This is a genomic window from Sphingomonas aerolata, assembly GCF_003046295.1.
GTDB classification, from domain to species: domain Bacteria; phylum Pseudomonadota; class Alphaproteobacteria; order Sphingomonadales; family Sphingomonadaceae; genus Sphingomonas; species Sphingomonas aerolata.
In genome coordinates this window covers 803,963-824,535 of the sequence record NZ_PZZN01000002.1, presented here as the reverse complement: position 1 = coordinate 824,535, position 20,573 = coordinate 803,963, and the positions used below count along the sequence as shown (strand labels likewise).

19 protein-coding genes and 1 tRNA gene are annotated in these 20,573 nt (G+C 66.3%); 8 read left to right on the top strand and 12 right to left on the bottom strand.

Annotated features, from left to right (window positions below; genetic code table 11):
• Positions 1-128: 128 nt before the first annotated feature.
• A complete protein-coding gene (gene lon / locus C8J24_RS11220; protein WP_107932358.1) occupies positions 129-2,522 on the bottom strand; it encodes an endopeptidase La in 2,394 nt (797 codons plus the stop codon).
• Between the two features lie 198 nt (positions 2,523-2,720).
• Here lon and C8J24_RS11215 point away from each other — a divergent pair, with 198 nt between their 5' ends.
• A complete protein-coding gene (locus C8J24_RS11215) occupies positions 2,721-4,457 on the top strand; it encodes a M1 family metallopeptidase (protein WP_107932356.1) in 1,737 nt (578 codons plus the stop codon).
• A complete protein-coding gene (locus C8J24_RS17875) occupies positions 4,454-4,768 on the top strand; it encodes a hypothetical protein (protein ID WP_244180632.1) in 315 nt (104 codons plus the stop codon). Before C8J24_RS11215 ends, C8J24_RS17875 begins: the two co-directional genes overlap by 4 nt.
• A 30-nt stretch (positions 4,769-4,798) precedes the next feature.
• Here the strand turns inward: C8J24_RS17875 and C8J24_RS11205 are convergent, their stop codons facing one another.
• The 7 genes from C8J24_RS11205 to C8J24_RS11175 all read right to left on the bottom strand — a co-directional run bounded on the left by C8J24_RS11205 (position 4,799) and on the right by C8J24_RS11175 (position 12,060).
• Positions 4,799-5,434, bottom strand: a complete 636-nt coding sequence (locus C8J24_RS11205; RefSeq protein ID WP_244180630.1) for a DUF4198 domain-containing protein — start codon at positions 5,432-5,434, stop codon at positions 4,799-4,801.
• A 127-nt stretch (positions 5,435-5,561) separates the two neighbouring features.
• Complete coding sequence (locus C8J24_RS11200) at positions 5,562-6,692, bottom strand: calcium:cation antiporter (RefSeq protein WP_197977813.1); 1,131 nt, start codon at positions 6,690-6,692, stop codon at positions 5,562-5,564.
• A gap of 253 nt (positions 6,693-6,945) precedes the next feature.
• Positions 6,946-8,211, bottom strand: coding sequence for an ATP-dependent Clp protease ATP-binding subunit ClpX (gene clpX / locus C8J24_RS11195; protein WP_031396414.1), 1,266 nt, complete (start codon positions 8,209-8,211; stop codon positions 6,946-6,948).
• A 108-nt stretch (positions 8,212-8,319) separates the two neighbouring features.
• The gene (locus C8J24_RS11190) at positions 8,320-9,009 is read right to left on the bottom strand and encodes an ATP-dependent Clp protease proteolytic subunit (RefSeq protein WP_031396413.1); all 690 of its coding nucleotides are present in this window, start codon (positions 9,007-9,009) and stop codon (positions 8,320-8,322) included.
• Positions 9,010-9,124: 115 nt separating this feature from the next.
• Entirely contained in the window at positions 9,125-10,051 is a 927-nt protein-coding gene (locus tag C8J24_RS11185; protein ID WP_107932352.1) for a glycosyltransferase family 2 protein, read from the bottom strand.
• A 211-nt stretch (positions 10,052-10,262) separates the two neighbouring features.
• Positions 10,263-11,906 (bottom strand): trigger factor, encoded by a 1,644-nt coding sequence (gene tig, locus C8J24_RS11180; protein WP_031438970.1) that lies wholly within the window; start codon positions 11,904-11,906, stop codon positions 10,263-10,265.
• A gap of 69 nt (positions 11,907-11,975) precedes the next feature.
• Positions 11,976-12,060 (bottom strand) — tRNA-Leu (locus C8J24_RS11175).
• A gap of 123 nt (positions 12,061-12,183) precedes the next feature.
• Between C8J24_RS11175 and C8J24_RS17570 the strand changes: the two genes are divergently transcribed.
• The 3 genes from C8J24_RS17570 to C8J24_RS11165 all read left to right on the top strand — a co-directional run bounded on the left by C8J24_RS17570 (position 12,184) and on the right by C8J24_RS11165 (position 13,289).
• Complete coding sequence (locus tag C8J24_RS17570; RefSeq protein ID WP_166747620.1) at positions 12,184-12,339, top strand: hypothetical protein; 156 nt, start codon at positions 12,184-12,186, stop codon at positions 12,337-12,339.
• A 2-nt stretch (positions 12,340-12,341) separates the two neighbouring features.
• A complete protein-coding gene (locus tag C8J24_RS11170; RefSeq protein ID WP_107932350.1) occupies positions 12,342-12,560 on the top strand; it encodes a hypothetical protein in 219 nt (72 codons plus the stop codon).
• A gap of 144 nt (positions 12,561-12,704) precedes the next feature.
• A complete protein-coding gene (locus C8J24_RS11165; protein WP_244180628.1) occupies positions 12,705-13,289 on the top strand; it encodes a retropepsin-like aspartic protease family protein in 585 nt (194 codons plus the stop codon).
• Positions 13,290-13,551: 262 nt separating this feature from the next.
• On the opposite strand, the gene gatB is transcribed toward C8J24_RS11165, so the two are convergent.
• The 4 genes from gatB to gatC are packed head-to-tail and all read right to left on the bottom strand — an operon-like array spanning position 13,552 to position 17,238.
• On the bottom strand, positions 13,552-15,033 hold the full coding sequence (gatB, locus tag C8J24_RS11160) for an Asp-tRNA(Asn)/Glu-tRNA(Gln) amidotransferase subunit GatB (protein ID WP_107932348.1): 1,482 nt from the start codon (positions 15,031-15,033) through the stop codon (positions 13,552-13,554).
• On the bottom strand, positions 15,030-15,446 hold the full coding sequence (locus tag C8J24_RS11155) for a hypothetical protein (protein WP_235188237.1): 417 nt from the start codon (positions 15,444-15,446) through the stop codon (positions 15,030-15,032). Before C8J24_RS11155 ends, gatB begins: the two co-directional genes overlap by 4 nt.
• A complete protein-coding gene (gene gatA, locus C8J24_RS11150; RefSeq protein ID WP_107932346.1) occupies positions 15,440-16,936 on the bottom strand; it encodes an Asp-tRNA(Asn)/Glu-tRNA(Gln) amidotransferase subunit GatA in 1,497 nt (498 codons plus the stop codon). The genes C8J24_RS11155 and gatA overlap by 7 nt, the downstream gene beginning before the upstream one ends.
• Positions 16,936-17,238, bottom strand: a complete 303-nt coding sequence (gene gatC / locus C8J24_RS11145; RefSeq protein WP_031438976.1) for an Asp-tRNA(Asn)/Glu-tRNA(Gln) amidotransferase subunit GatC — start codon at positions 17,236-17,238, stop codon at positions 16,936-16,938. The genes gatA and gatC overlap by 1 nt, the downstream gene beginning before the upstream one ends.
• 127 nt (positions 17,239-17,365) lie before the next feature.
• On the opposite strand from gatC, the gene C8J24_RS11140 reads away from it, so the two are divergent.
• The 3 genes from C8J24_RS11140 to C8J24_RS11130 are packed head-to-tail and all read left to right on the top strand — an operon-like array spanning position 17,366 to position 20,536.
• The gene (locus tag C8J24_RS11140) at positions 17,366-18,475 is read left to right on the top strand and encodes a DUF3089 domain-containing protein (protein WP_107932344.1); all 1,110 of its coding nucleotides are present in this window, start codon (positions 17,366-17,368) and stop codon (positions 18,473-18,475) included.
• The gene (gene ruvX, locus C8J24_RS11135; RefSeq protein WP_107932342.1) at positions 18,472-18,939 is read left to right on the top strand and encodes a Holliday junction resolvase RuvX; all 468 of its coding nucleotides are present in this window, start codon (positions 18,472-18,474) and stop codon (positions 18,937-18,939) included. Before C8J24_RS11140 ends, ruvX begins: the two co-directional genes overlap by 4 nt.
• A 43-nt stretch (positions 18,940-18,982) precedes the next feature.
• Positions 18,983-20,536: a hypothetical protein gene (locus tag C8J24_RS11130; RefSeq protein WP_107932340.1), complete on the top strand. Its 1,554-nt coding sequence runs from the start codon at positions 18,983-18,985 to the stop codon at positions 20,534-20,536.
• Positions 20,537-20,573: the final 37 nt, after the last annotated feature.

Here is a 20,573-nt window from a genome sequence, read left to right as displayed (position 1 = left end):
GCGGCGCCAATCTCCAGGCAGTAACGCGGCGGTATCGTCTGCTGTCAAACGAAACCGCCGCGCGATGCTTTAACCGCGCGGTTCGGTATCGGCCATCGTGACGCGGCGAAATACCGCGCCGGATGCGCTCAGTGGTGAAGACCGCCCCCGACCGGCGGGATCGGCGCGGGCGGCAAGGCCGCCAGTTCGTCCGCGTCGGTCCACTCGATCGCCTCGAGCGGTTCGGTCAGCGCAAGCCGCAACACCTCGTCGACATGGCTGACGGGGATGATCTTCAGCCCCTCCTTGATGTTCGCCGGAATGTCCGCGAGGTCCTTCTCGTTCTCGTGCGGGATGAGCACGGTGGTGATCCCGCCGCGCAGCGCCGCGAGCAGCTTCTCCTTCAGCCCGCCGATCGGCAGCACGCGACCGCGCAGCGTCACCTCGCCGGTCATCGCCACCTCGCGCCGGACCGGCACGCCGGTCATCGTCGAGACGATCGACGTGACGATCCCGACACCTGCCGACGGACCGTCCTTGGGCGTCGCGCCTTCGGGCAGATGGATGTGGATGTCCTTGCGGTTGAACAGCGATGGCTTGATGCCATAGCTCGGTGCACGCGCCTTGACGTAGCTGAACGCGGTCTCGATCGACTCCTTCATCACGTCGCCGAGCGTGCCCGTCAGCTTGGCCGCGCCCTTGCCCGACACGGTGACGCTTTCGATCGTCAGCAACTCGCCGCCGACCTCGGTCCAGGCAAGCCCGGTGACCGCGCCGATCTGGTTCTCCGTCTCGGACAGGCCGTGGCGATATTTCTGCACGCCCGCGAACTCGGCGATGTTGTCGGGCGTGATCGTCACGCTCGTCGCCTTGCCCTCTAGGATCCGGCGCAGCGCCTTGCGCGCGAGCTTGGCGATCTCGCGCTCGAGCGTACGCACGCCCGCCTCGCGGGTGTACTGCTGGATCAGCGTGCGCAGGCCCTCCTGCGTCAGGATGAACTCGCCGTCCTTCAGGCCGTGCGCTTCGATCTGCTTGGCGATCAGATGCCGCTCGGCGATTTCGACCTTCTCGTCCTCGGTATAGCCCTCGAGCCGGATGATCTCCATCCGGTCGAGCAGTGCCTGGGGGAGGTTGAGCGTGTTCGCGGTCGTCACGAACATCACGTCCGACAGATCGAGGTCGATCTCGAGATAATGATCCTGGAACTTGCCGTTCTGCTCCGGGTCAAGCACCTCGAGCAGTGCCGACGCCGGATCGCCGCGGAAATCCTGGCCGAGCTTGTCGATCTCGTCGAGCAGGAACAGCGGGTTCGACGCCCCCGCCTTTTTCAGGTTGGTGACGATCTTGCCCGGCAGCGAGCCGATATAGGTGCGACGATGACCGCGGATCTCGGCTTCGTCACGCACGCCACCCAGCGACTGGCGGATGAACTCGCGACCCGTCGCCTTGGCGATCGATTTGCCGAGTGAGGTCTTGCCGACGCCCGGCGGGCCGACGAGGCACAGGATCGGCCCCTTCAGCTTGTTGGTGCGCGCCTGGACCGCGAGATATTCGATGATCCGGTCCTTGACCTTCTCGAGCGCATAATGATCCTCGTCGAGCACCGCCTGGGCCGCCGAGATGTCCTTCTTGATCTTCGACTTCTTGCCCCAGGGAAGCCCCAGCAGCACGTCGAGATAGTTGCGCACGACCGTCGCCTCGGCGCTCATCGGCGCCATCGTCTTCAGCTTCTTGAGCTCGGCGGTCGCCTTGGAGCGCGCTTCCTTGCTCATCTTGAGCGTCGCGATCTTCTGCGTCAGCTCGGCGATCTCGTCGCCTTCGCCCTCGTCACCCTCATTGCCGAGCTCGCGCTGGATCGCCTTCAACTGCTCGTTGAGGTAATATTCGCGCTGCGTCTTCTCCATCTGGCGCTTGACGCGGCTCTTGATCTTCTTCTCGACCTGCAGGACGCCGAGCTCGCCCTCCATCGCCGCAAACGCCATTTCGAGGCGCTTGGCGGGGTCGGTCTGCATCAGCATCGCCTGCTTGTCGGCGACCTTGATCTGGATGTTGGCGACTACGGCATCGGACAGCCGGGCGGCCTCGGTGATCTCGGACAGCTGGGTCGCGGTCTCGGCGGGCAGCTTGCGGTTGAGCTTCGCGTAATTCTCGAACTGGTCAACGACCGAGCGCATCAGCGCCGCGATCTCGGGACCCTCGACCTCGGCATCGGCGACCGTCGCGACTTCGGCGGTTAGGAAGTCACCACTCTCGTCGAGCGTCTCGAGCGTCGCGCGAACCTTGCCTTCGACCAGCACGCGCACCGTGCCGTCGGGCAGCTTGAGCAGCTGGAGCACGGTCGCGGTCACGCCCATCGTGTAGAGATCGTCGCGCGCGGGATCGTCCTCGGCCGGGTCGAGCTGCGCGACCAGGAAGATCTCCTTTTCTGCCGCCATCGCCGCCTCGAGCGCCGCGACCGATTTCTCGCGGCCGACGAACAGCGGAACGATCATGTGCGGAAACACGACGATGTCGCGTAGCGGAAGAACGGGATAGTGGGTCATGCAAGCTCCGGTACCGGACCGAACAAGGTCGGCGTCAGCTCATTATATGGTGAGGATGGCGGATCCATCAATCGCCGGGCTACGTAATCGCCGAAGCGCCCCCACACACGGTCCGGGACTCCGTCACACCGTGCCGTCCTATCACGGGTGCGCCTATCGCTCTTGTATCGATCCGACCACCGCGCGAGAACGCGCCGCATGATCCTGCGCCTCCTCCTCGCCGCCAGCTGCACCGCGCTGCTCGCCATCCCCCCGGTCTCAGCGCAGCTGCCGCGCAAGGGCGAACCCGCGATCACCGCGCAGACGCAGCGTTCGGGGGGCGCGCTCACCCCCGAACAGACCGCGCTGCAGTTCGACCATGCCGATCTCGCCTTCGAAGTGCTGCCCGATGCGCAGCGGCTGAACGGCGTCGCGACGCTGCGCTTCACCGCGCGTGCGCCGGTCGCGCGGCTGCCGATCGATCTCGACCGCAACCTGCCGGTGACCGCCATCGCGATCGACGGCGTCGCGCTACCCGCCTCCGCCTGGACCAATCCGGAGGGGCGGCTGACCATCACGCTGCCCCGGCCGGTGCCGGCGGGCGGGAAGGTGACCGCGACGATCACCTATGGGGGCACGCCGCATGTCGCGGTAAAGGCGCCGTGGGACGACGGCATGGTCTGGTCGAAGACCCCCGACGGGCGCACCTGGTTCGCGACCACGGCGGAGGGCTATGGCTGCGACCTGTTCTGGCCGTGCCTCGATTTTCCGACCGGCGAGCCTGCGCTGGTCGATCTCCACATCACCGTGCCCAAGGGGCTGAAGGCGCCGTCGAACGGCGTGCTGGTCGGCGTCGACACGTTCGCCGACGGCCGCACCACCTGGAACTGGCGCGCCAAGCACCCCAACACCTACGGCATCGCGCTCAACGTCGGGCCGTATGAGGAGGTCCGCGGCACCTATAAGAGCCGCTTCGGCAACAGCATTCCGATGTTCTACTGGTATCTGCCCGGCGAGAAGCCGCAGGCGGAAAAGCTGTTCGCCGAATTCGCCCCGACGCTCGACTTTTTCGAGAGCATGATCGGCCCCTACCCGTTCGGCGACGAGAAGCTCGGCGTCGTCGAGACCCCGCACAAGGGCATGGAGCACCAGACCATCAACGCCTACGGCAACGACTATGCCAAGGCGCCCGAGGGGTTCGACTGGCTGTTCCAGCACGAGTTCGCGCATGAATGGTTCGGCAACCAGCTGACCGCCGCCAACTGGGACGATTACTGGCTGCACGAGGGCTATGGCACCTATATGCAACCGCTCTACGGTCAGTGGCGCGAGGGGCGCGCGCGCTATGCGACGATGCTGCAGGGTGAGCGCGGGGCGATCATGAACCGCATGCCGATGACCCAGCAGCGAATTACCACCGAGGAGGAGGTGTACGAGCTCGACAAGGGCGGCGCCGGGCAGGACATCTACAACAAGGGGTCGTGGATGCTGCACACGCTGCGCAACCTGATCGGTGACACCGCCTTTTTCGACGTGACGCGCCGCGCAGTCTATGGCCGTCCCGATCCGAAGCCCGGCAACTTCACCCCCCGCTTCGGCTCCACAAAGGAGTACGAGGCGATCGTCCGCCGCGTTACCGGGAAGGATTATGGCTGGTTCTTCGACGTCTATCTCCGCCAGGCGGCACTGCCCGAGCTGATCGAGACACGCACCGGCACCACGCTGACGCTGGCGTGGAAGGTGCCGGGCAATGGCCGGTTCCCGCTGCCGGTCGAGGTGCAGATCGACGGCAAGACGCGGACGCTGCCGATGACGACGGGCACCGCGACGCTTGCCGTGCCGAAGGGCGCGCATGTCGTGATCGACCCCGATGCGCTGGTCCTGCGCCGGAGCATCGCGCTAGAGGCGGTGGCCGCATGGAAATCCGCACAGGCAGCGAAGGCGAAACCGCAATGACCGATCCGTTCCCCCTTGAAGGCGGCGGCCCAGCAGCCACGAGCGTCGCCGCGCCTGACTCTGGAATTCTGCCTACGCAGGAGAACCCCTGGCCCGCCCGCGCCGCGGAGATGGCGGCGATCTTCATGGTCGGCGACGGACTGCTCGGGCTGCTCCAGCCGCGGCGCCACGTCGATCTGTGGAAGGACGACGCGCTCGGCACCGAGGCGCTGGTCCAGCCGTTCGTCGACCGCCCGGGCCGCCGCCGTCTCTATGCCGTCGTCCAGATCGCGGCGGGCATCGCGCTCGCCGCCCGGCAACGCGCGCGCTGACGCGACCGGCGGCGAAGCCGGCGCGCGGTCTCAGGGGAGCGTGAAGCTGGTCGTCGTGATCCGGTGGAGCGTCGTCACGGGCCCGCGCGGCAGGCTGTGCTCGGTCATATCCTTGGCGGCGGCGGACAGGAGATAGCGGCCCTTCTCGACGAGCGGCGGCGTGATCGCACCCGCGGCGTCGGTGACCAGCTCGGTCGAGACGCGCGTCGGCGAGATCAGCGTGACCTTCGCGCCCGCGACCGGCTTCCCCTCGCGCGTCAGGACGAAGCGCGTCCCGTTCGCGGTCGCGGGTGCGATCTCGAACGGCAATTTGGTGCGCGGATCGGCACGACCGGCGCGCGCGTAGTAGATGATGCCCTCGCGCTTGCCCGGATCACCCCAGGGCGCGAAGACGTCGTCGTCCCAGACATGCACGTCGCCCGCGGGCAGCTGCGCCTCGAGGAACCCGGCCTTGCGAACCAGCGCAGTCGCGGCCGGCGCGACGATTCGCGGCGTCTTCAGATTGGCGAATTCGGGATCGCCGCCCGCGGGCATCGGTTCGGCGGGCTCGCCGAGATAGATGCGCGCGGGTCCTGCCCCGTCGCGCTCGACCCAGACCTCATGCGCATCCGCCGCGCCTGCCGCCATCAGCGCGAGCATCGCCGCGCCCATCCATGCCGTCTTCACATCCGCTCTCCCGCTTCTTGGGTCGAAACCCGCTGAAGTGATGCTAATGCAAGTCACTCGCGGATACCACCCCAGCCGTCATCCTGAAGAAAGTCAGGATGACGGAGTGGGTGACGGATAAGCTCCCCTAGGGCACGACCGTCGTGAACAGATAGGCGGCGAAGATCACGAGGTGGAGGACGCCCTGCAGCACGGTCGTGCGTCCGGTGCCGAGCGACAGCGTCGCCACGAACAGCGACAGTGCGAGCAGCGTCATCCCCTTGGCGTCGATCCCCAGTGCAAGCGGCAGGTCGAGCACGAGCGAGACGATCGCAACGCTCGGGATCGTCAGCCCGATCGTCGCCAGCGCAGAGCCCAATGCAAGGTTGAGGCTGGTCTGCAACCGGTTGCGCCTGGCCGCCTTGTACGCGGCCAGGCTCTCGGGCGCGAGCACCAGCGCGGCGATCACCACCCCGACGACCGCGAGCGGCAGGCCCGCGCCGAGCACGGCGGCCTCGATCGTCGGCGACAGCGTCTTGGCAAGCAGGACGACCGAGACCAATGCGGCGAGCAGCATCCCGAACGCGATTCCCGTCGCGCGCTGCGATGGCGGGGCGGCGTGCGCGTGCGTCTCCATGTCGTCAGCCGAGGGCAGGAAATAGTCGCGATGCCGGACCGTCTGGACCAGCACGAACGTACCGTAGAGCACCAGCGAGACGATCGCGACGAACACCAGCTGCGACGGCGCATAGGTCGGCCCGGTCGTCGACGAGGTGTAATTGGGGAGGATGAGCGACAGCACCGACATCGCCGCCAGCACGCCCAGCGCCGCGCTCATCCCCTTCAACGTGAAGCGCTGTTCGTGATGCCGCACCGCGCCCGCGAGCAGGCAGAGCCCGATGATGAAGTTGAGGATGATCATGATCGCGGCGAACACCGTGTCGCGCGCGAGCGCCGCGGCGTCGCCGGCATCCGACAGCATCAGCGACACGATCAGCGACACCTCGATCACCGTCACGGCGATCGCGAGCACGAGCGTGCCGAACGGCTCGCCGACCTTGTGCGCGATGACCTCGGCATGATGGACCGCGGCGAGCACGCTGGCGATCAGCACCACGATCGCCGCCGCCGTGCCGATCGACCCCATCTTGGCGAGGCCGAAGAGCACCGCGACAAGCCCCAGGCCGGGTGCGATTAGCGTCCACACCGGCAATGCCAGCCGGTCCGGCATCGTCTCCACCACCGTTACCTTCGGTTGTTCGGCCACTTCGATCGTCATGCGGTCTCCCTCGTTGCACTAGAACAACGAATGCCCGACGCCCCGATAAGGGTCCGTCCCGCTGTCGATCCACCGCCCACGCGGCCGCGCACCCCGTCATCCTGACGAAAGTCAGGACCCAGGATACCAAACGCGACGCTCAGCGACTCTGGGTCCTGACGTTCCTCAGGATGACGGACAATGCAGCGCCTTCCCGGACCAAAAAAAGGGCGCCGATCGCTCGACGCCCCTTCCTCACCAGTGTCGCCGCGGATCAGGCCGCGTCGCCGGCCTTCTTCTTTTCGGCATAGACGCGGATCGGTTCCTTGCGGCCCTCGATCACGTCCTTGTCGATCATCACCTCGTCGACGCCGTCCATGCCGGGCAGGTCGAACATCGTGTCGAGCAGGATGCTCTCGAGGATCGAGCGAAGCCCGCGCGCACCCGTCTTGCGTTCGATGCCCTTCTTGGCGACCGAGACCAGCGCGTCGTCGGTGAAGCCGAGCGCGACGTCCTCCATCTCGAACAGCTTCTGATACTGCTTGACCAGCGCGTTCTTCGGCTCCTTCAGGATCTTCACCAGCGCGTCGACGTCGAGATCCTCGAGCGTCGCGATCACCGGCAGACGACCGACGAACTCGGGGATGAGCCCGAACTTGAGAAGATCCTCAGGCTCGACCGACTTCAGCGTCTCGCCGGTCTTGCGCTCGTCCGGTCCGGCGACATAGGCGCCGAAGCCGATCGACTTGCCCTGCAGACGATCGCCGATGATCTTCTCGAGACCCGAGAACGCACCGCCGCAGATGAACAGGATGTTCGTCGTGTCGACCTGCAGGAATTCCTGCTGCGGATGCTTGCGACCACCCTGTGGCGGCACCGACGCTGTCGTGCCTTCCATCAGCTTGAGCAGTGCCTGCTGAACGCCCTCTCCGCTCACGTCGCGCGTGATCGACGGGTTCTCGGCCTTGCGGCTGATCTTGTCGATCTCGTCGATATAGACGATCCCGCGCTGCGCCCGCTCGACGTTGTAGTCGGAGGCCTGGAGCAGCTTGAGGATGATGTTCTCGACATCCTCGCCGACATAGCCGGCCTCGGTCAGCGTCGTCGCATCGGCCATCGTGAACGGCACGTCGAGGATGCGGGCAAGCGTCTGTGCGAGCAGCGTCTTGCCGCAACCGGTCGGCCCGACGAGCAGAATGTTCGACTTGGACAGCTCGACATCGGCACCCTTGGCGCCGTGGTTGAGCCGCTTGTAGTGATTGTGCACCGCCACCGACAGGACGCGCTTGGCGCGCTTCTGGCCGATCACATAATCGTCGAGGACGTCGCAGATCTCCTGCGGAGTCGGTACGCCGCCGTCCTTCTTGGACACCAGCGCCGACTTCGTCTCCTCACGGATGATGTCGTTGCATAGCTCGACGCACTCGTCGCAGATGAAGACCGTCGGCCCGGCGATCAGCTTGCGCACCTCGTGCTGCGACTTGCCGCAGAACGAGCAATAGAGGGTGCTCTTCGAGTCGCCACCGCTCAGCTTCGTCATTCAATCACCTCTCGCGCATGTCGGTGCGCGTGCCGTTTCCGGGGCGGTCATCGTAACGCACCCCGGATATCCTACAATCAAATAAACCCGCCAGGCTTACGATTCGCCTTATGCAGGCTTCGCCGCGTCGTCCGCGGGGGCGGGACGCTTGTCGAAAACCTCGTCGACCAGACCGAAATCCTTCGCTTCATTCGCTTCGAGGAACGTGTCGCGATCCATCCGGCGTTCGATCTCCTCGATCGGCTGACCGGTATACTGCGAATAGAGCTCGTTCATCCGCTTGCGGATGCGCAGGATCTCGCGCGCCTGGATCTCGATGTCGCTCGCCATGCCCTGTGCACCGCCCGATGGCTGATGGATCATGATCCGTGCGTTGGTCATCGCGACGCGCATGCCGGGTTCACCGCTCGCGAGCAGGAAGCTGCCCATCGAGGCGGCCTGGCCGATGCACACCGTGCCGACGCGCGGACGGATATACCGCATCGTATCATGGATCGCCATGCCCGCCGTGACGACACCGCCCGGCGAGTTGATATACATGAAGATGTCCTTCTTCGGGTTCTCGGACTCGAGGAAGAGGAGCTGGGCGGTGATCAGCGAGGCCATGCCGTCCTCGACGCCGCCCGTCACGAAGATGATGCGCTCGCGGAGCAGGCGCGAGAAGATGTCGAACGAGCGCTCACCGCGATTCGACTGCTCGATAACGATGGGAACAAGGCCTGCTTGCGTCTGCTGCAGGCCGAGCCCGGCGCTGGCCAACGGGCTCGCGAAATCGCCGGTCTCGAACGGATTGTGCATGGAAATCTCTCTTATGCCCCAGTGAACCGCCAACATCGGCGCTCGCACGGGGGAGTTCAAGCCCTGCTACCCGTCAGGAGAACCACCTACCCCCCGCCCCTTCCGAGAGCGGGAGTCAGACGCCAGGCGCGGGGTAGGCCAGGTAGGCCAGCCGCCGTACCTCGCGACGGCCGCGAACGACGGTGTCGAGGATCAGCCCCGTGAACACGTTCAAAGCCGCGAAGATGCCGAGCCCGGTGATCAGGATCGCGGTCGGGAAACGCGGCACCTGATGGATTTCGAGATAGGTGAGCACCAGCGGGATGCCGAGCAGCAGTGCGAGCAGCGCGAACGCCCCGCCGATCGCGCCGAAGAACCACAAGGGCCGCTCGATCCGGTACAGCGTCATGATCGTCCGCAGGATCCGCCAGCCGTCGGCGTAGGTGCTCAGCTTCGATTCGGACCCCTCGGGCCGCGCGAAATAGGGCGTCTCGACCTCGCCGATCGGCATCTTGAGTTCGAGCGCGTGGACGCTGATCTCGGTTTCGATCTCGAACCCCGCCGACAGTGACGGGAAGCTCTTCACGAACCGCCGCGAGAAGACGCGGTAGCCAGACAGGATATCGGTGAAGCTGCGCCCGAAGAGCCGCGCGAGCATGCCCGTGAGCAGCGCGTTGCCGAACCGGTGCCCGCGGCGATAGCTTTCCTGGACCTGGCTGATCCGCGATCCGACGACCATGTCGAGCTGCTCGTCGAGCACGCGCGCGACCAAAGCCGGCGCGGATGCCGCGTCATAGGTCGCGTCGCCGTCCGCCATGACGTAGATATCGGCATCGATGTCCGCGAACATCCGCCGGACGACCGCGCCCTTGCCCTGGATCCGTTCGGTCCGGACGACGGCCCCCGCCGCGCGGGCGACCGCGACCGTGCGGTCGGCGCTGTTGTTGTCGTAGACGTAGATCGTCGCGCCGGGCAGCGCGGCGCGGAATCCCGCCACCGTCTGCGCGATCGCGGCCTCTTCGTTGTAGCAGGGCAGCAGGACGGCGATTCTCGGTTCGGTCATGCCCTGCCCTGTACAGTCGAAGACGGCGTAACGATCAACGCGTCTTCCAATCAACGCAAATCCCCGGCGGCGGCAGGGGCCCAGTTGGGGAAGGTCCATAACGAAGCTTTGCGCGCCGTCACAGCAACCTTTCCAACTGGACCCCGGCCTCCGCCGGGGAAGTGGCCCGAAAACGGGGGGAGTGCCTCAGCGAAGAGGCACTCCGATCGGCTTACGCCTCGGTCTTGGTCGCAGCCTTCTTGGCGCGCGGCTTCTTGGCCGGCGCGTCGGCAGCTTCGGTGCCCTCGGCATTTTCAGCCGCGACCGGCGACGATTCCGTTACCGCCGTCTCAGCCTCGACCGGAGCCGCCTTCTTCTTGGCGGGAGCCTTCTTGGCAGGCTTGGCCTCGTCCGCGGCGTCCGAAGCGGGCGCCTCGTCGGTCACCGCTGCGTCGTCGGCAGGTGCTGCCTTCTTCTTGGCGGCAGCCTTCTTCTTCGGCTTGTGGTTGTCATGGTCATGCACGTGCGTGCCGCTGGCGAAACCGTCCTCGCTCTCGATCGCAGCTTCCAGCTCCTCGCGGGTGGCTTCGCGGTCGGTGATCTCGGCCTTCTCGAACAGGAAGTCGACGACCTTGTCCTCGTACAGCGGGGCGCGCAGCTGGGCAGCGGCCATCGGCTCGGACTGGACATACTGCATGAACTGCTGGCGCTGCTCGGCGGGATACTGCTGGGCCGCCTGGGCGAGCAGACGCTGCATTTCCTGGTTGGACACCTCGACGCCGTTTGCCTGGCCGATCTCGGACAGGAGCAGGCCGAGGCGCACGCGACGCTCGGCGATCTTGCGGTAATCGTCGCGCTCGCCTTCCATCTCGGCCATCGCGGCCTCGGGATCGGCTTCGTGCGTGGCTTCGTGCTGGAGCTGCGACCAGATCTGGTTGAACTCGGCTTCCACCATCGACGGCGGAACCTCGAAGTCATGACCCTCGGCGAGCTGGTCGAGCAGCTTGCGCTTCATGTGCGTGCGCGTGAGCCCGTTATGCTCCTGCTCGATCTGACCCTTGAGCAGGCCCGAAAGCTGCTCGAGGCTCTCGAGACCCAGCGACTTGGCAAGATCCTCGTCGATCTTGCTCTCGCCCGCGGTCTTGACCGACTTGACGGTGATGTCGAACGTGGCCGGCTGACCCGCGAGCGACTTCTCCTGATACTCCTCGGGGAAGGTCACGTTCAGGACCTTCTCCTCGCCGGTCTTCACGCCGACGAGCTGATCCTCGAAGCCGGGGATCAGACGTCCTGCACCGAGCTCGACGCCCATGTCGGTGCCGGTGCCGCCGTCGAACGCGACGCCATCGGCGGTCTTGCCGACGAAATCGACGGTGACGAGATCGCCCATCGCCGCGGCATAATCGTCAGCGGCGTCGTCCCACTTCTTCTGCTGGTCGGCGAACTTCTGGAGCTGCTCGGTGACCGCCTCGTCGGCGACGGGCACGGTCAGGCGCTCGAGCTTCAGGCCGTCGATCGCCGGTGCGGGGACCTGCGGCAGGACCTCCATCTCGACCTTGACGACCGCGTCCTTGCCGAGGTCATAGCCGTCTTCCAGCTCGACCGAGGGCTGCATCGCGGGACGCAGCTGCTTTTCGGCGACTAGGCTCTGCACGCCTTCCTGGATCGCGGCGTTCAGCGCGTCCTGCGTCAGCGCGGGGCCGTGCATCTTGCGGATGAGGTTTGCCGGCACCTTGCCCGGACGGAAGCCCGGCATCTTCATCTGCGGCGCGAGGCGCTTCAGCTCGACATCGACCTTCGAGTCGATATCCTTCGCAGTGATGGTGAGGGTGTAGGCGCGCTTGAGGCCCTCGTTCAACGTCTCGACAGTCTGCATGTCCGGCCTTTGTCTAAAAGAGCATTCGGGAAAAATTCATCTGGCGGTCGCCCCGCCAGTGCGGCGGAGTGGTGCGGGCGAAGGGACTCGAACCCCCACATCTTGCGATGGCAGGACCTAAACCTGCTGCGTCTACCAGTTCCGCCACGCCCGCACAGGACATCGCCGTAGCGGGCGCGTCTATACCAACGTTGTATCCCGGGGCAAGCACGCAAGGTAAGTCGGTGGGCAACTCGATACGATCGTGCGCGTTGATGCAGAAGAAGGAGAGAGCATCATGGCTACCCAACCCCCAGCGGAATTCCCGACGCCCTCGTCGCCTGCCGAGCCGACGACGCCGCCGCCGGAGTTCAATCCACCCGCGCCGGACATCGACGTTCCCGATCCGGGCGCACCCTCGACCGATCCCGCCCCCATCCAGCCAGAGTTCTGATCATGGCCGATCCCCATGCGGGCACCAATCCCGAAACCCGCCCCGAGGACCGTGACGCGGACACGCGCAGCGACATCGAGCAGGCGGTGCAGTCGCGCTCCGACGCGGTCGAACGCGGCGAAGGCGGCGACGAGCCCGAGACGTTCACCAAGACGTGCATGCCCGACGGCGTCGGCGGCACCGGCGGCGTGATCAAGAACCAGGATTCGGACGCGCAATAAGCCGCACCGGTCAGCAACCATAAATGCGGGGGTGGATAGCACAGGCTGTCCACCCCCTTCTTGCAGGAACCGCACATTTCCACGCCCGCCAGCACCCCGCTTTTCGGGCTGCTTCCCGACCTGGCCCAGCATCAGACGCTGTACGTGGCACTCGGAGTCGCGGTGCTGGTCTTCGTCCTTGCGCAGCGGATCCCGATCCTGCGGACGCTCGTCAATCTCGTGATGACGCTCGCGCTGGTCGGTCTGCTGTTCGTCGCGATCGGCCAGCGCAGCCAGTTCGATCCCTATCTCGGCAAGATCGCCAAACTGCTGCGGATAGAGGACCAGACGGTCGTCGGTGGCGAGGTGCGAATCCGCATGTCGCCCGACGGCCATTTCTGGGCGCGGGCGCGGATCGACGGGGTCGAGCGCCGGTTGCTGATCGACAGCGGCGCGACGATCACCGCGATTTCGACGAAGACGGCCGACGCGGCGGGAATCGATGCGCGGACTAGCGTGGTGCCGATCGTCCTCCAGACCGCCAATGGTGCGATTCCCGCGCAGTCGGGCCGGATCGGCGAGCTGAAGCTCGGCGCGATCGTCGCGCGCGACCTTCAGGTCGTGGTGTCGCCGGCGTTCGGCGACACCAACGTGCTGGGGATGAACTTCCTGTCGCGACTCGCATCGTGGCGGGTCGAGGAGAATGTGCTGATCCTGGTGCCGCACCATCCGCAGAAGGTGGCGGCTTAATGCCAAAGTTGGGCTCCGGCTTTCGTGCCTAGCCTCGCAATTACCACCACCCCGGCGAAGGCCGGGGTCCAGTTGGAGAGGTCGTAGTAACGATGCACAGCGCTTGATCGGCAACGTCCCCCAACTGGACCCCGGCCTGCGCCGGGGTGATGATGTTCTGGACACCCGCCCCCGACCGTTCCCCCGCGAAGGCGGGGGCCCAGAGTTCCAGTAGCGCTGCGCCCCGTCACCCTGGGCTCCCGCGTTCGCGGGAGAACAGGGCTTACGGCGCCACCGACTCCCCGAGCGCGCTCTTCAGCACTTCGTTCACCACCGCCGGGTTCGCCTTGCCGCCCATCGCCTTCATCGTCTGGCCGACGAAGAACCCGAACAGCTTGTCCTTGCCGCCGCGGTAATCCGCGACCTTGTCCGCGTTCGCGGCCATCACCTCGGCGATGACCTTCTCGATCGCGCCCGTGTCGCTGGTCTGCTTCAGCCCGCGATCCTCGACGACCTTCGCCGCGCCGTCGCCTGTCTCGAGCATCACCTCGAACACCTGCTTGGCAAGACTTCCCGACAGCGTGCCGTCGGCGATCAGCCCGAGCAGTTCCGCCGCCTGTGCCGGCGATACCGGCGAGTTGGCGATGTCCCTGCCCGTCCGGTTGAGCGCACCGAACAGCTCCGACGTCGTCCAGTTCGCCGCCGCCGCCGGCTTCACGCCCGCATCGAGCAACGCATCGAACCAGCGCGCCGCCTCGACTTCGGCGGTCAGCACCGTCGCCTGATAGGCGGTGATGCCGAGCGCCTCATAGCGCGCGCGCTTCGCGTCGGGCAGTTCGGGCAGCGACGCCCGGCATTCCTCGAGGAACGCATCGTCGAGCACGAGCGGCAACAGATCCGGATCGGGAAAGTAGCGGTAATCATGCGCATCTTCCTTCGACCGCATCGACCGCGTCTCGTTGCGATCGGGATCGTAGAGCCGCGTCTCCTGCACGATCTTGCCGCCGGCCTCGAGCACCTCGACCTGGCGCTTGGCCTCCTGCTCGACCACCGCCATCACGAAGCGCACCGAATTGACGTTCTTCGTCTCGGTCCGCGTGCCGAGTTCGTCGCCGGGCTTGCGCACGCTGACATTGACGTCGGCGCGCATCGAGCCCTCTTCCATATTGCCGTCGCACGATCCGACATAGCGCAGGATCGACCGCAACTTGCGCAGATACGCGCCCGTTTCCGCGGGCGATGCGAGATCGGGCTTCGACACGATCTCCATCAGCGCGACGCCCGAGCGATTGAGATCGACATAGGACTGGGTCGGATGCTGGTCGTGCATCAGCTTGCCCGCATCCTGCTCGACATGGATGCGCTCGACGCCGATCCGCTTGCCCGCGGCATCGGGGTTCTTCTCGTCGAGGCTGATGTCGATCGCGCCTTCGCCGACGATCGGATGATAGAGCTGGCTGATCTGATAGCCCTGCGGCAGATCGGCATAGAAATAGTTCTTCCGGTCGAACCGCGACCATTTGTTGATCTGCGCTTCGATCGCCATGCCGGTGCGGACCGCCTGGCGGATGCACTCGCGGTTCGGCACCGGCAGCATGCCGGGCATCGCCGCGTCGACGAGGCTGACCTGTGTGTTGGGCTCGGCCCCGAACGCGGTCGCCGCGCCCGAGAACAGCTTGGCGTTCGACGTCACCTGCGCATGGACTTCGAGGCCGATCACGACCTCCCACTCGCCCGTGTCGCCCTGAATGCGATAGTCGCTCATATCCGGTTCCGATGATGAATATAGTTGATCGCGGTCAGTGCCGCGTTGCTGCCGAGCAGGCCGACCACCCAGCACGCCGAAAGAATACGCAGGATCGCGCCCTCGAAACCGAGCACCAGCGCCTCGTGATGCGCGGCCGCGGCGGCACCGCCGGCCAGCACGAGGAACACCGCGCCCAGCCGGTAATCGCCGCGCAAAATCACGCTGTTGCCGACGCACAGGCACAGGATGAACACCGCGAGCCCGAGAAAGAAGCGTGCGAGTACGGCGTGATCGAACGGCCGGTTGTCGATCTCGGTCAGCGACACGCCGACATAGGCGCTGAGGATCGCCCCGAACGCAACGTTGAGCGCGTTCTGCGCCTCGCGCAGCACGGCGACGTTGCGCGTGACGAAGGCGCGATCGGTTACCACCACGCCTCGGGCCGGGCGGTGAACCCCGCCCGCTGCTCGATCGCGAGCCCGGCGTTCAGCACGCCCTGCTCGTCGAGCGGCTTGCCGATGATCTGAAGCCCAAGCGGCAGGCCCTGCTTGTCGAGACCGCCCGGCACCGACATCGCCGGCAGACCCGCGAGTGACGACGGCACGGTGAAGACGTCGTTCAGATACATCGCGATCGGATCGGCCGACTTTTCACCAAGCGCGAACGCCGCCGATGGGGCGGTCGGGGTGAGCAGGACGTCGCACGTCTCCCACGCCTTTTCGAAATCGCGCGCGATCAGCGTCCGGATCTTCTGCGCCTGCGTATAATACGCGTCGTAATAGCCGGCCGACAGCACATAGGTGCCGATCATGATGCGGCGCTTCACCTCGGGGCCGAAGCCGTCGGCGCGCGTCGCGGCGTACATGTCCTGCAGGCCCGATCCGGCCGGCAGGTCGCGGATGCCGTAGCGCACGCCGTCATAGCGCGCGAGGTTCGACGAGGCTTCCGCGGGCGCGATGATGTAATAGGCGGGCAGCGCGTATTTGGTGTGCGGGAGCGAGACCTCGACGATCGTCGCGCCGGCATCCTTCAGCCAGTCGATGCCCTTCTGCCAGAGCGCCTCGATCTCCTCGGGCATGCCGTCGACGCGGTATTCCTTGGGGATACCGACGCGCAGGCCCGCGAGGCTGGCCGACAGGCCCGCTTCCCACTTGGGCACGTCGAGCTGGAGCGAGGTGCCGTCCTTCGAATCGAACCCGGCCATCGCCTCGAGCAGGATCGCGCAGTCGCGGACGTCACGCGCCATCGGCCCCGCCTGGTCAAGCGACGAGGCGAACGCGATCGTCCCCCAGCGCGAGCAGCGGCCATAGGTCGGCTTGATGCCCGAAATACCGGTAAAGGCGGCAGGCTGGCGGATCGAGCCGCCGGTATCGGTGCCGGTCGCGCCGGGGCACAGCCGCGCGGCGACCGCCGACGAGGAGCCACCCGACGACCCGCCGGGTGCGAGCGCGGCGTTGCCCCCCACTCCATTGCCGTCGTTGCGCTTCCAGGGGCTGATCACGTTGCCGAACGCGGAGGTCTCGTTCGACGACCCCATCGCGAACTGGTCCATGTTCAGCTTGCCGAGCATCCCCGCACCCGCATCCCACAGATTCTGCGAGACGGTCGACTCATAGGTCGGCGTGAAGCCTTCGAGGATATGGCTCGCCGCGGTCGTCGTGACGCCCTTGGTGCAGAACAGGTCCTTCATGCCGATCGGGACGCCGGCCAGCGGCTTGAGCGTCTCGCCGGCGGCGCGCGCGGTATCGGCGGCGGTGGCGGCGGCGATCGCATGGTCGGGCGTCTCGACCAGGAACGCGTTGAGCGCCTTGGCCTGGCTCACCTTGACGATGAACGCGTCGGCGACGTCGCGCGCCGAAAAGCTGCCGTCGCGCACGCCGTCGCGGATGCCGGCGATGCCGAGATCGGTAAGGTCGGTCATTATTCGATCACCTTGGGCACGGCGAAGAAGCCGTGTTCAGCTACGGGCGCGTTCGCCAGCACCTGCTCGCGGATATTGCCGCCGGTCAGCGGATCGGCGTTGACGACGTCGTCGCGCAGCCGCAGCGTGTTGGGGATGACGGCGGTCATCGGCTCGACGCCGGTCGTATCGACCTCGCCCAGCATCTCGATCCAGCCAAGGATGTTTCCGAGTTCGGGCGCGATACGCGCGGCGTCCTCGTCGGTGATCGCGATGCGCGCAAGGCTCGCGATCCGCTTCACGGTTGCAGTATCTACGGACATGGCGCTCGGCTAGCACCGCGCGGCGCGAGCGCGCAACACCCTTCGTGTTCCCCCGCGGAAACGCACCCGTTGCAACCGCGCCGCGCATGCGGCACGGGGACGCCACCGCCTGCACGGAAGGTCCCGCTTGGCCCGCAAGTTTCTCTATTTCGTTACCGCGATGATCGTCCTCGCGATCGCCGCGCTGCTCGCCTATCGCCTGTACGGGACCGAGCTGATGCGGATCGCGATGGTCCCGAGCGAGACGTTCCAGGCGCAGCGCAAGGCGCCGGCGAACATCTATGCGCGCAAGATCCTGTGGCTCGCGCGTCCGGATCGTCCCGGTAACCCCGCGCTCTGGACACCCGAAGGCTATGCACCCGGCACCCCGGGAACGGGCGCGGCGATCTTCTTCATCCACCCGACCTCGTACATCAGCCGCGACCACTGGAACGCGCCGATCGACGACCCCGAGACCAATGCCCGTGCCGAACTGTTCCTGCGCGGCCAGGCGAGCGCGTTCAACGGCGCGGGCGACATCTGGGCGCCGCGCTATCGCCAGGCGACCTTCGGCGCGTTCCTGACCAGCGAGGCCGACAGCGAACGCGCGCTCGCGCTCGCATACGGCGACGTCACCGCCGCGTTCGACCGGTTCCTCAAGGAAGCCGGCCCGACCCGCCCGATCATCCTCGCCGGACACAGCCAGGGCGCGCTCCACCTCACCCGGCTGCTGCGTGACCGGATCGCGACCGACCCGAAACTGAAGGCGCGGATCGTCGCCGCCTATGTCGTCGGCTGGCCGGTCTCGCGCGTCACCGACCTGCCGCGGATGGGTCTGGCCGAATGCCGCAGCGACGATCAGACCGGCTGCATCCTGTCATGGGAAAGCTTCGCCGAGCCCGCCGATCCGTCGCTCGTCGTCGAAACCTATGACCGGACCACCGGGTTCGACGGGCAACCGCGCAAGGGCACGCCGATGATCTGCACCAACCCGCTGACCGGGACCGCCGATGCCGGCGCGCCCGCGACCGCCAATCTCGGCACGCTGGTCCCGTCCGCCGACCTGTCGAGCGCGACGCTGTCGATCGGCAACGTGCCCGCGCGCTGCGGCGACCGGGGTATCCTGCTGATCGGCGAGGGCCCCGATCTCGGGCCTTACGTGCTCCCCGGGAACAACTACCACGTGTACGACTATCCGCTGTTCTGGGCGAATGTGCGCGCGGACGCCAACCGCCGTCTTGCGGCGTTCACGCGATGATCACGCTCTCCCCCGCGCAGTTCCGTGATGCGCTGCCGAATGGCGGGCGGCTGATCGGTCTCGACGTCGGCACCAAGACGATCGGCACCGCGCTGTGCGATGCCGGCTGGTCGTTCGCGAGCCCCGCCTTGCTGATCCGCCGCACCAAGTTCCAGAAGGACAAGGCCGCGCTCGCCGAGATGATCACGGCGCAGAAGGTCGTCGGGCTCGTCATCGGCCTGCCGATCAACCTCGACGGCAGCGAAAGTCCGCGCTCGCAATCGACGCGGGCGTTCGCGCAGAATCTGAAGGACATGGGGCTGCCGATCCTGCTTCAGGACGAACGCTGGTCGACGGTCGCGGTCACGCGCACGCTGATCGAACAGGACGCCAGCCGCGCCAAGCGCGCCGAGCTGGTCGACAAGATGGCGGCGGCGTACATCCTCCAGGGCGCGATCGACGCGCTGGTGACCGCGCAGATCTAGCGCGTTAACCGTGTCTTTGGAGGTTCCGTGGAAAAGCGGGCCGATGCCAAGGTCGACGATCACGCGACAGGACGCCCCGCCTCCCGGATCATGGTGGTCGACGCCGTGGTTCGCCGTTCTGATCAGCCTGACGCTCGCGGTGCCGCTGCTCCGGCCCGCGGTTGCGCCATTGATCGACATTTACGGGCATCTGGCGCGCTTCGCCATCGACGCCCGGATCGATAGCTCGCCCTATTTTCATCAATGGTTCGCAGTTCAGTGGCGCCTGTCGGGCAATCTCGGCATGGACCTGCTCGTCGCTGCGGCCGAACCCTTGCTTGACGTGGTCGAGACGACGAAGATCGCCTTGATCGCGGCGGCGGTGCTGACCGCGGCGGGTATGCTTGCCGTCGCGAAGGAAGCGCATGGGAGGATTCCGCCCAGCGCGTTCTTCGCGCTTCCGCTGACCTTTGGCATGCCGTTCCAATATGGCTTTCTCAACTACACGCTCTCGATCGCCTTCGCCTTTCCGCTGATCGCGCTGTGGATGCGGCTGGGTCGCGGCCGCCGCTATCGCCTGCGCACGGCGGTATTCCTGCCGCTTGGGCTGCTCCTGTGGGTGACGCACGTCGCCGGCTGGGGTGCATTCTGCGTCGCGGTGTTCGCGATCGAGCTGGTGACCGCGCGTCGCGACGGTCGAGGCTGGCCGCGCGCGATCTGGAGCGCCGGGCTTGCGTGCCTGCCGCTCGCCGTCCCGATCGTCATCATGCTGGCGCAGTCCGGCACGGCATCGGCAGGTGTCGCCCAGTGGTTTTCCTGGTTGCTCAAGCTGTTCTTTGTCGCCGCTATATTGCGCGACCAGCATCTCGGCTTCGACATCGCCAGCGTGATGCTACTCTATGGCCTCGTGCTCTGCGGGTTGCGGGGCGCCGGGTTTCGGATGGAAGCGCGCCTGGCCTGCGCCTCGGGGCTGTTGTTCTGCGTGTTCCTGCTGATGCCGGGAATGGTCATGGGATCGTCGTTCACCGACATGCGGCTGCTGCCCTGTGCGCTGGCCCTCGCGATCCTGTCGCTGTCGCCGACCACGACGAACCACCGGCACCTAACGATGGTGGCGCTTGCAGCGCTCGCCTTTCTCGGCACCCGGCTGGCGGTTCAGACCGTCAGCTGGGCGCGCCTCGAGGAACGCCTCCAGGACCAGCTTGCCGCGATCGACCATATCCCGCGCGGCAGCCGGGTCGTCGCGCTGGCTGATCTGCCGTGCGAGACGCAATGGACCAGTCGCCGCATGGATCATCTGGGGATGATGGCGATCGTCCGCCGCGATGCGTTCGTCAACGGGCTCTGGGACATCCCGTCCTCGCAGTTGCGCATCCATCGGCCAGAGGCCGGCGGCTTCGTTTATGCCGGCAGTCAGGCGCTCTTTGCCCCCGGCTGCCGTTATGACGAAGGCTATGATCTGCAACGCGCGCTGGCAACGATTCCGTACGCCGCATTCGACCTCGTCTGGCTGATCGATACGCCCCGCGTGAAATGGCCGACCGACGCCCGGCTGCGCCTGGTATGGTCGACCGATCGCGGCGCCTTGTACCGGGTTGTCCACCGCGCAGCCGAATAGCGTCGGATCGAGGGCATCCGCCACGCTAACCGCAAAG

Excerpts from the sequence above, each read along its gene's own strand:
- lon (WP_107932358.1), bottom strand. The coding sequence starts at position 2,522 with ATGACCCACTATCCCGTTCTTCCGCTACGCGACATCGTCGTGTTTCCG.
- C8J24_RS11215 (WP_107932356.1), top strand. The coding sequence starts at position 2,721 with ATGATCCTGCGCCTCCTCCTCGCCGCCAGCTGCACCGCGCTGCTCGCC.
- C8J24_RS17875 (WP_244180632.1), top strand. The coding sequence starts at position 4,454 with ATGACCGATCCGTTCCCCCTTGAAGGCGGCGGCCCAGCAGCCACGAGC.
- C8J24_RS11200 (WP_197977813.1), bottom strand. The coding sequence starts at position 6,692 with ATGACGATCGAAGTGGCCGAACAACCGAAGGTAACGGTGGTGGAGACG.
- clpX (WP_031396414.1), bottom strand. The coding sequence starts at position 8,211 with ATGACGAAGCTGAGCGGTGGCGACTCGAAGAGCACCCTCTATTGCTCG.
- C8J24_RS11190 (WP_031396413.1), bottom strand. The coding sequence starts at position 9,009 with ATGCACAATCCGTTCGAGACCGGCGATTTCGCGAGCCCGTTGGCCAGC.
- C8J24_RS11185 (WP_107932352.1), bottom strand. The coding sequence starts at position 10,051 with ATGACCGAACCGAGAATCGCCGTCCTGCTGCCCTGCTACAACGAAGAG.
- tig (WP_031438970.1), bottom strand. The coding sequence starts at position 11,906 with ATGCAGACTGTCGAGACGTTGAACGAGGGCCTCAAGCGCGCCTACACC.
- C8J24_RS17570 (WP_166747620.1), top strand. The coding sequence starts at position 12,184 with ATGGCTACCCAACCCCCAGCGGAATTCCCGACGCCCTCGTCGCCTGCC.
- C8J24_RS11170 (WP_107932350.1), top strand. The coding sequence starts at position 12,342 with ATGGCCGATCCCCATGCGGGCACCAATCCCGAAACCCGCCCCGAGGAC.
- gatB (WP_107932348.1), bottom strand. The coding sequence starts at position 15,033 with ATGAGCGACTATCGCATTCAGGGCGACACGGGCGAGTGGGAGGTCGTG.
- gatA (WP_107932346.1), bottom strand. The coding sequence starts at position 16,936 with ATGACCGACCTTACCGATCTCGGCATCGCCGGCATCCGCGACGGCGTG.
- gatC (WP_031438976.1), bottom strand. The coding sequence starts at position 17,238 with ATGTCCGTAGATACTGCAACCGTGAAGCGGATCGCGAGCCTTGCGCGC.
- ruvX (WP_107932342.1), top strand. The coding sequence starts at position 18,472 with ATGATCACGCTCTCCCCCGCGCAGTTCCGTGATGCGCTGCCGAATGGC.
- C8J24_RS11130 (WP_107932340.1), top strand. The coding sequence starts at position 18,983 with ATGCCAAGGTCGACGATCACGCGACAGGACGCCCCGCCTCCCGGATCA.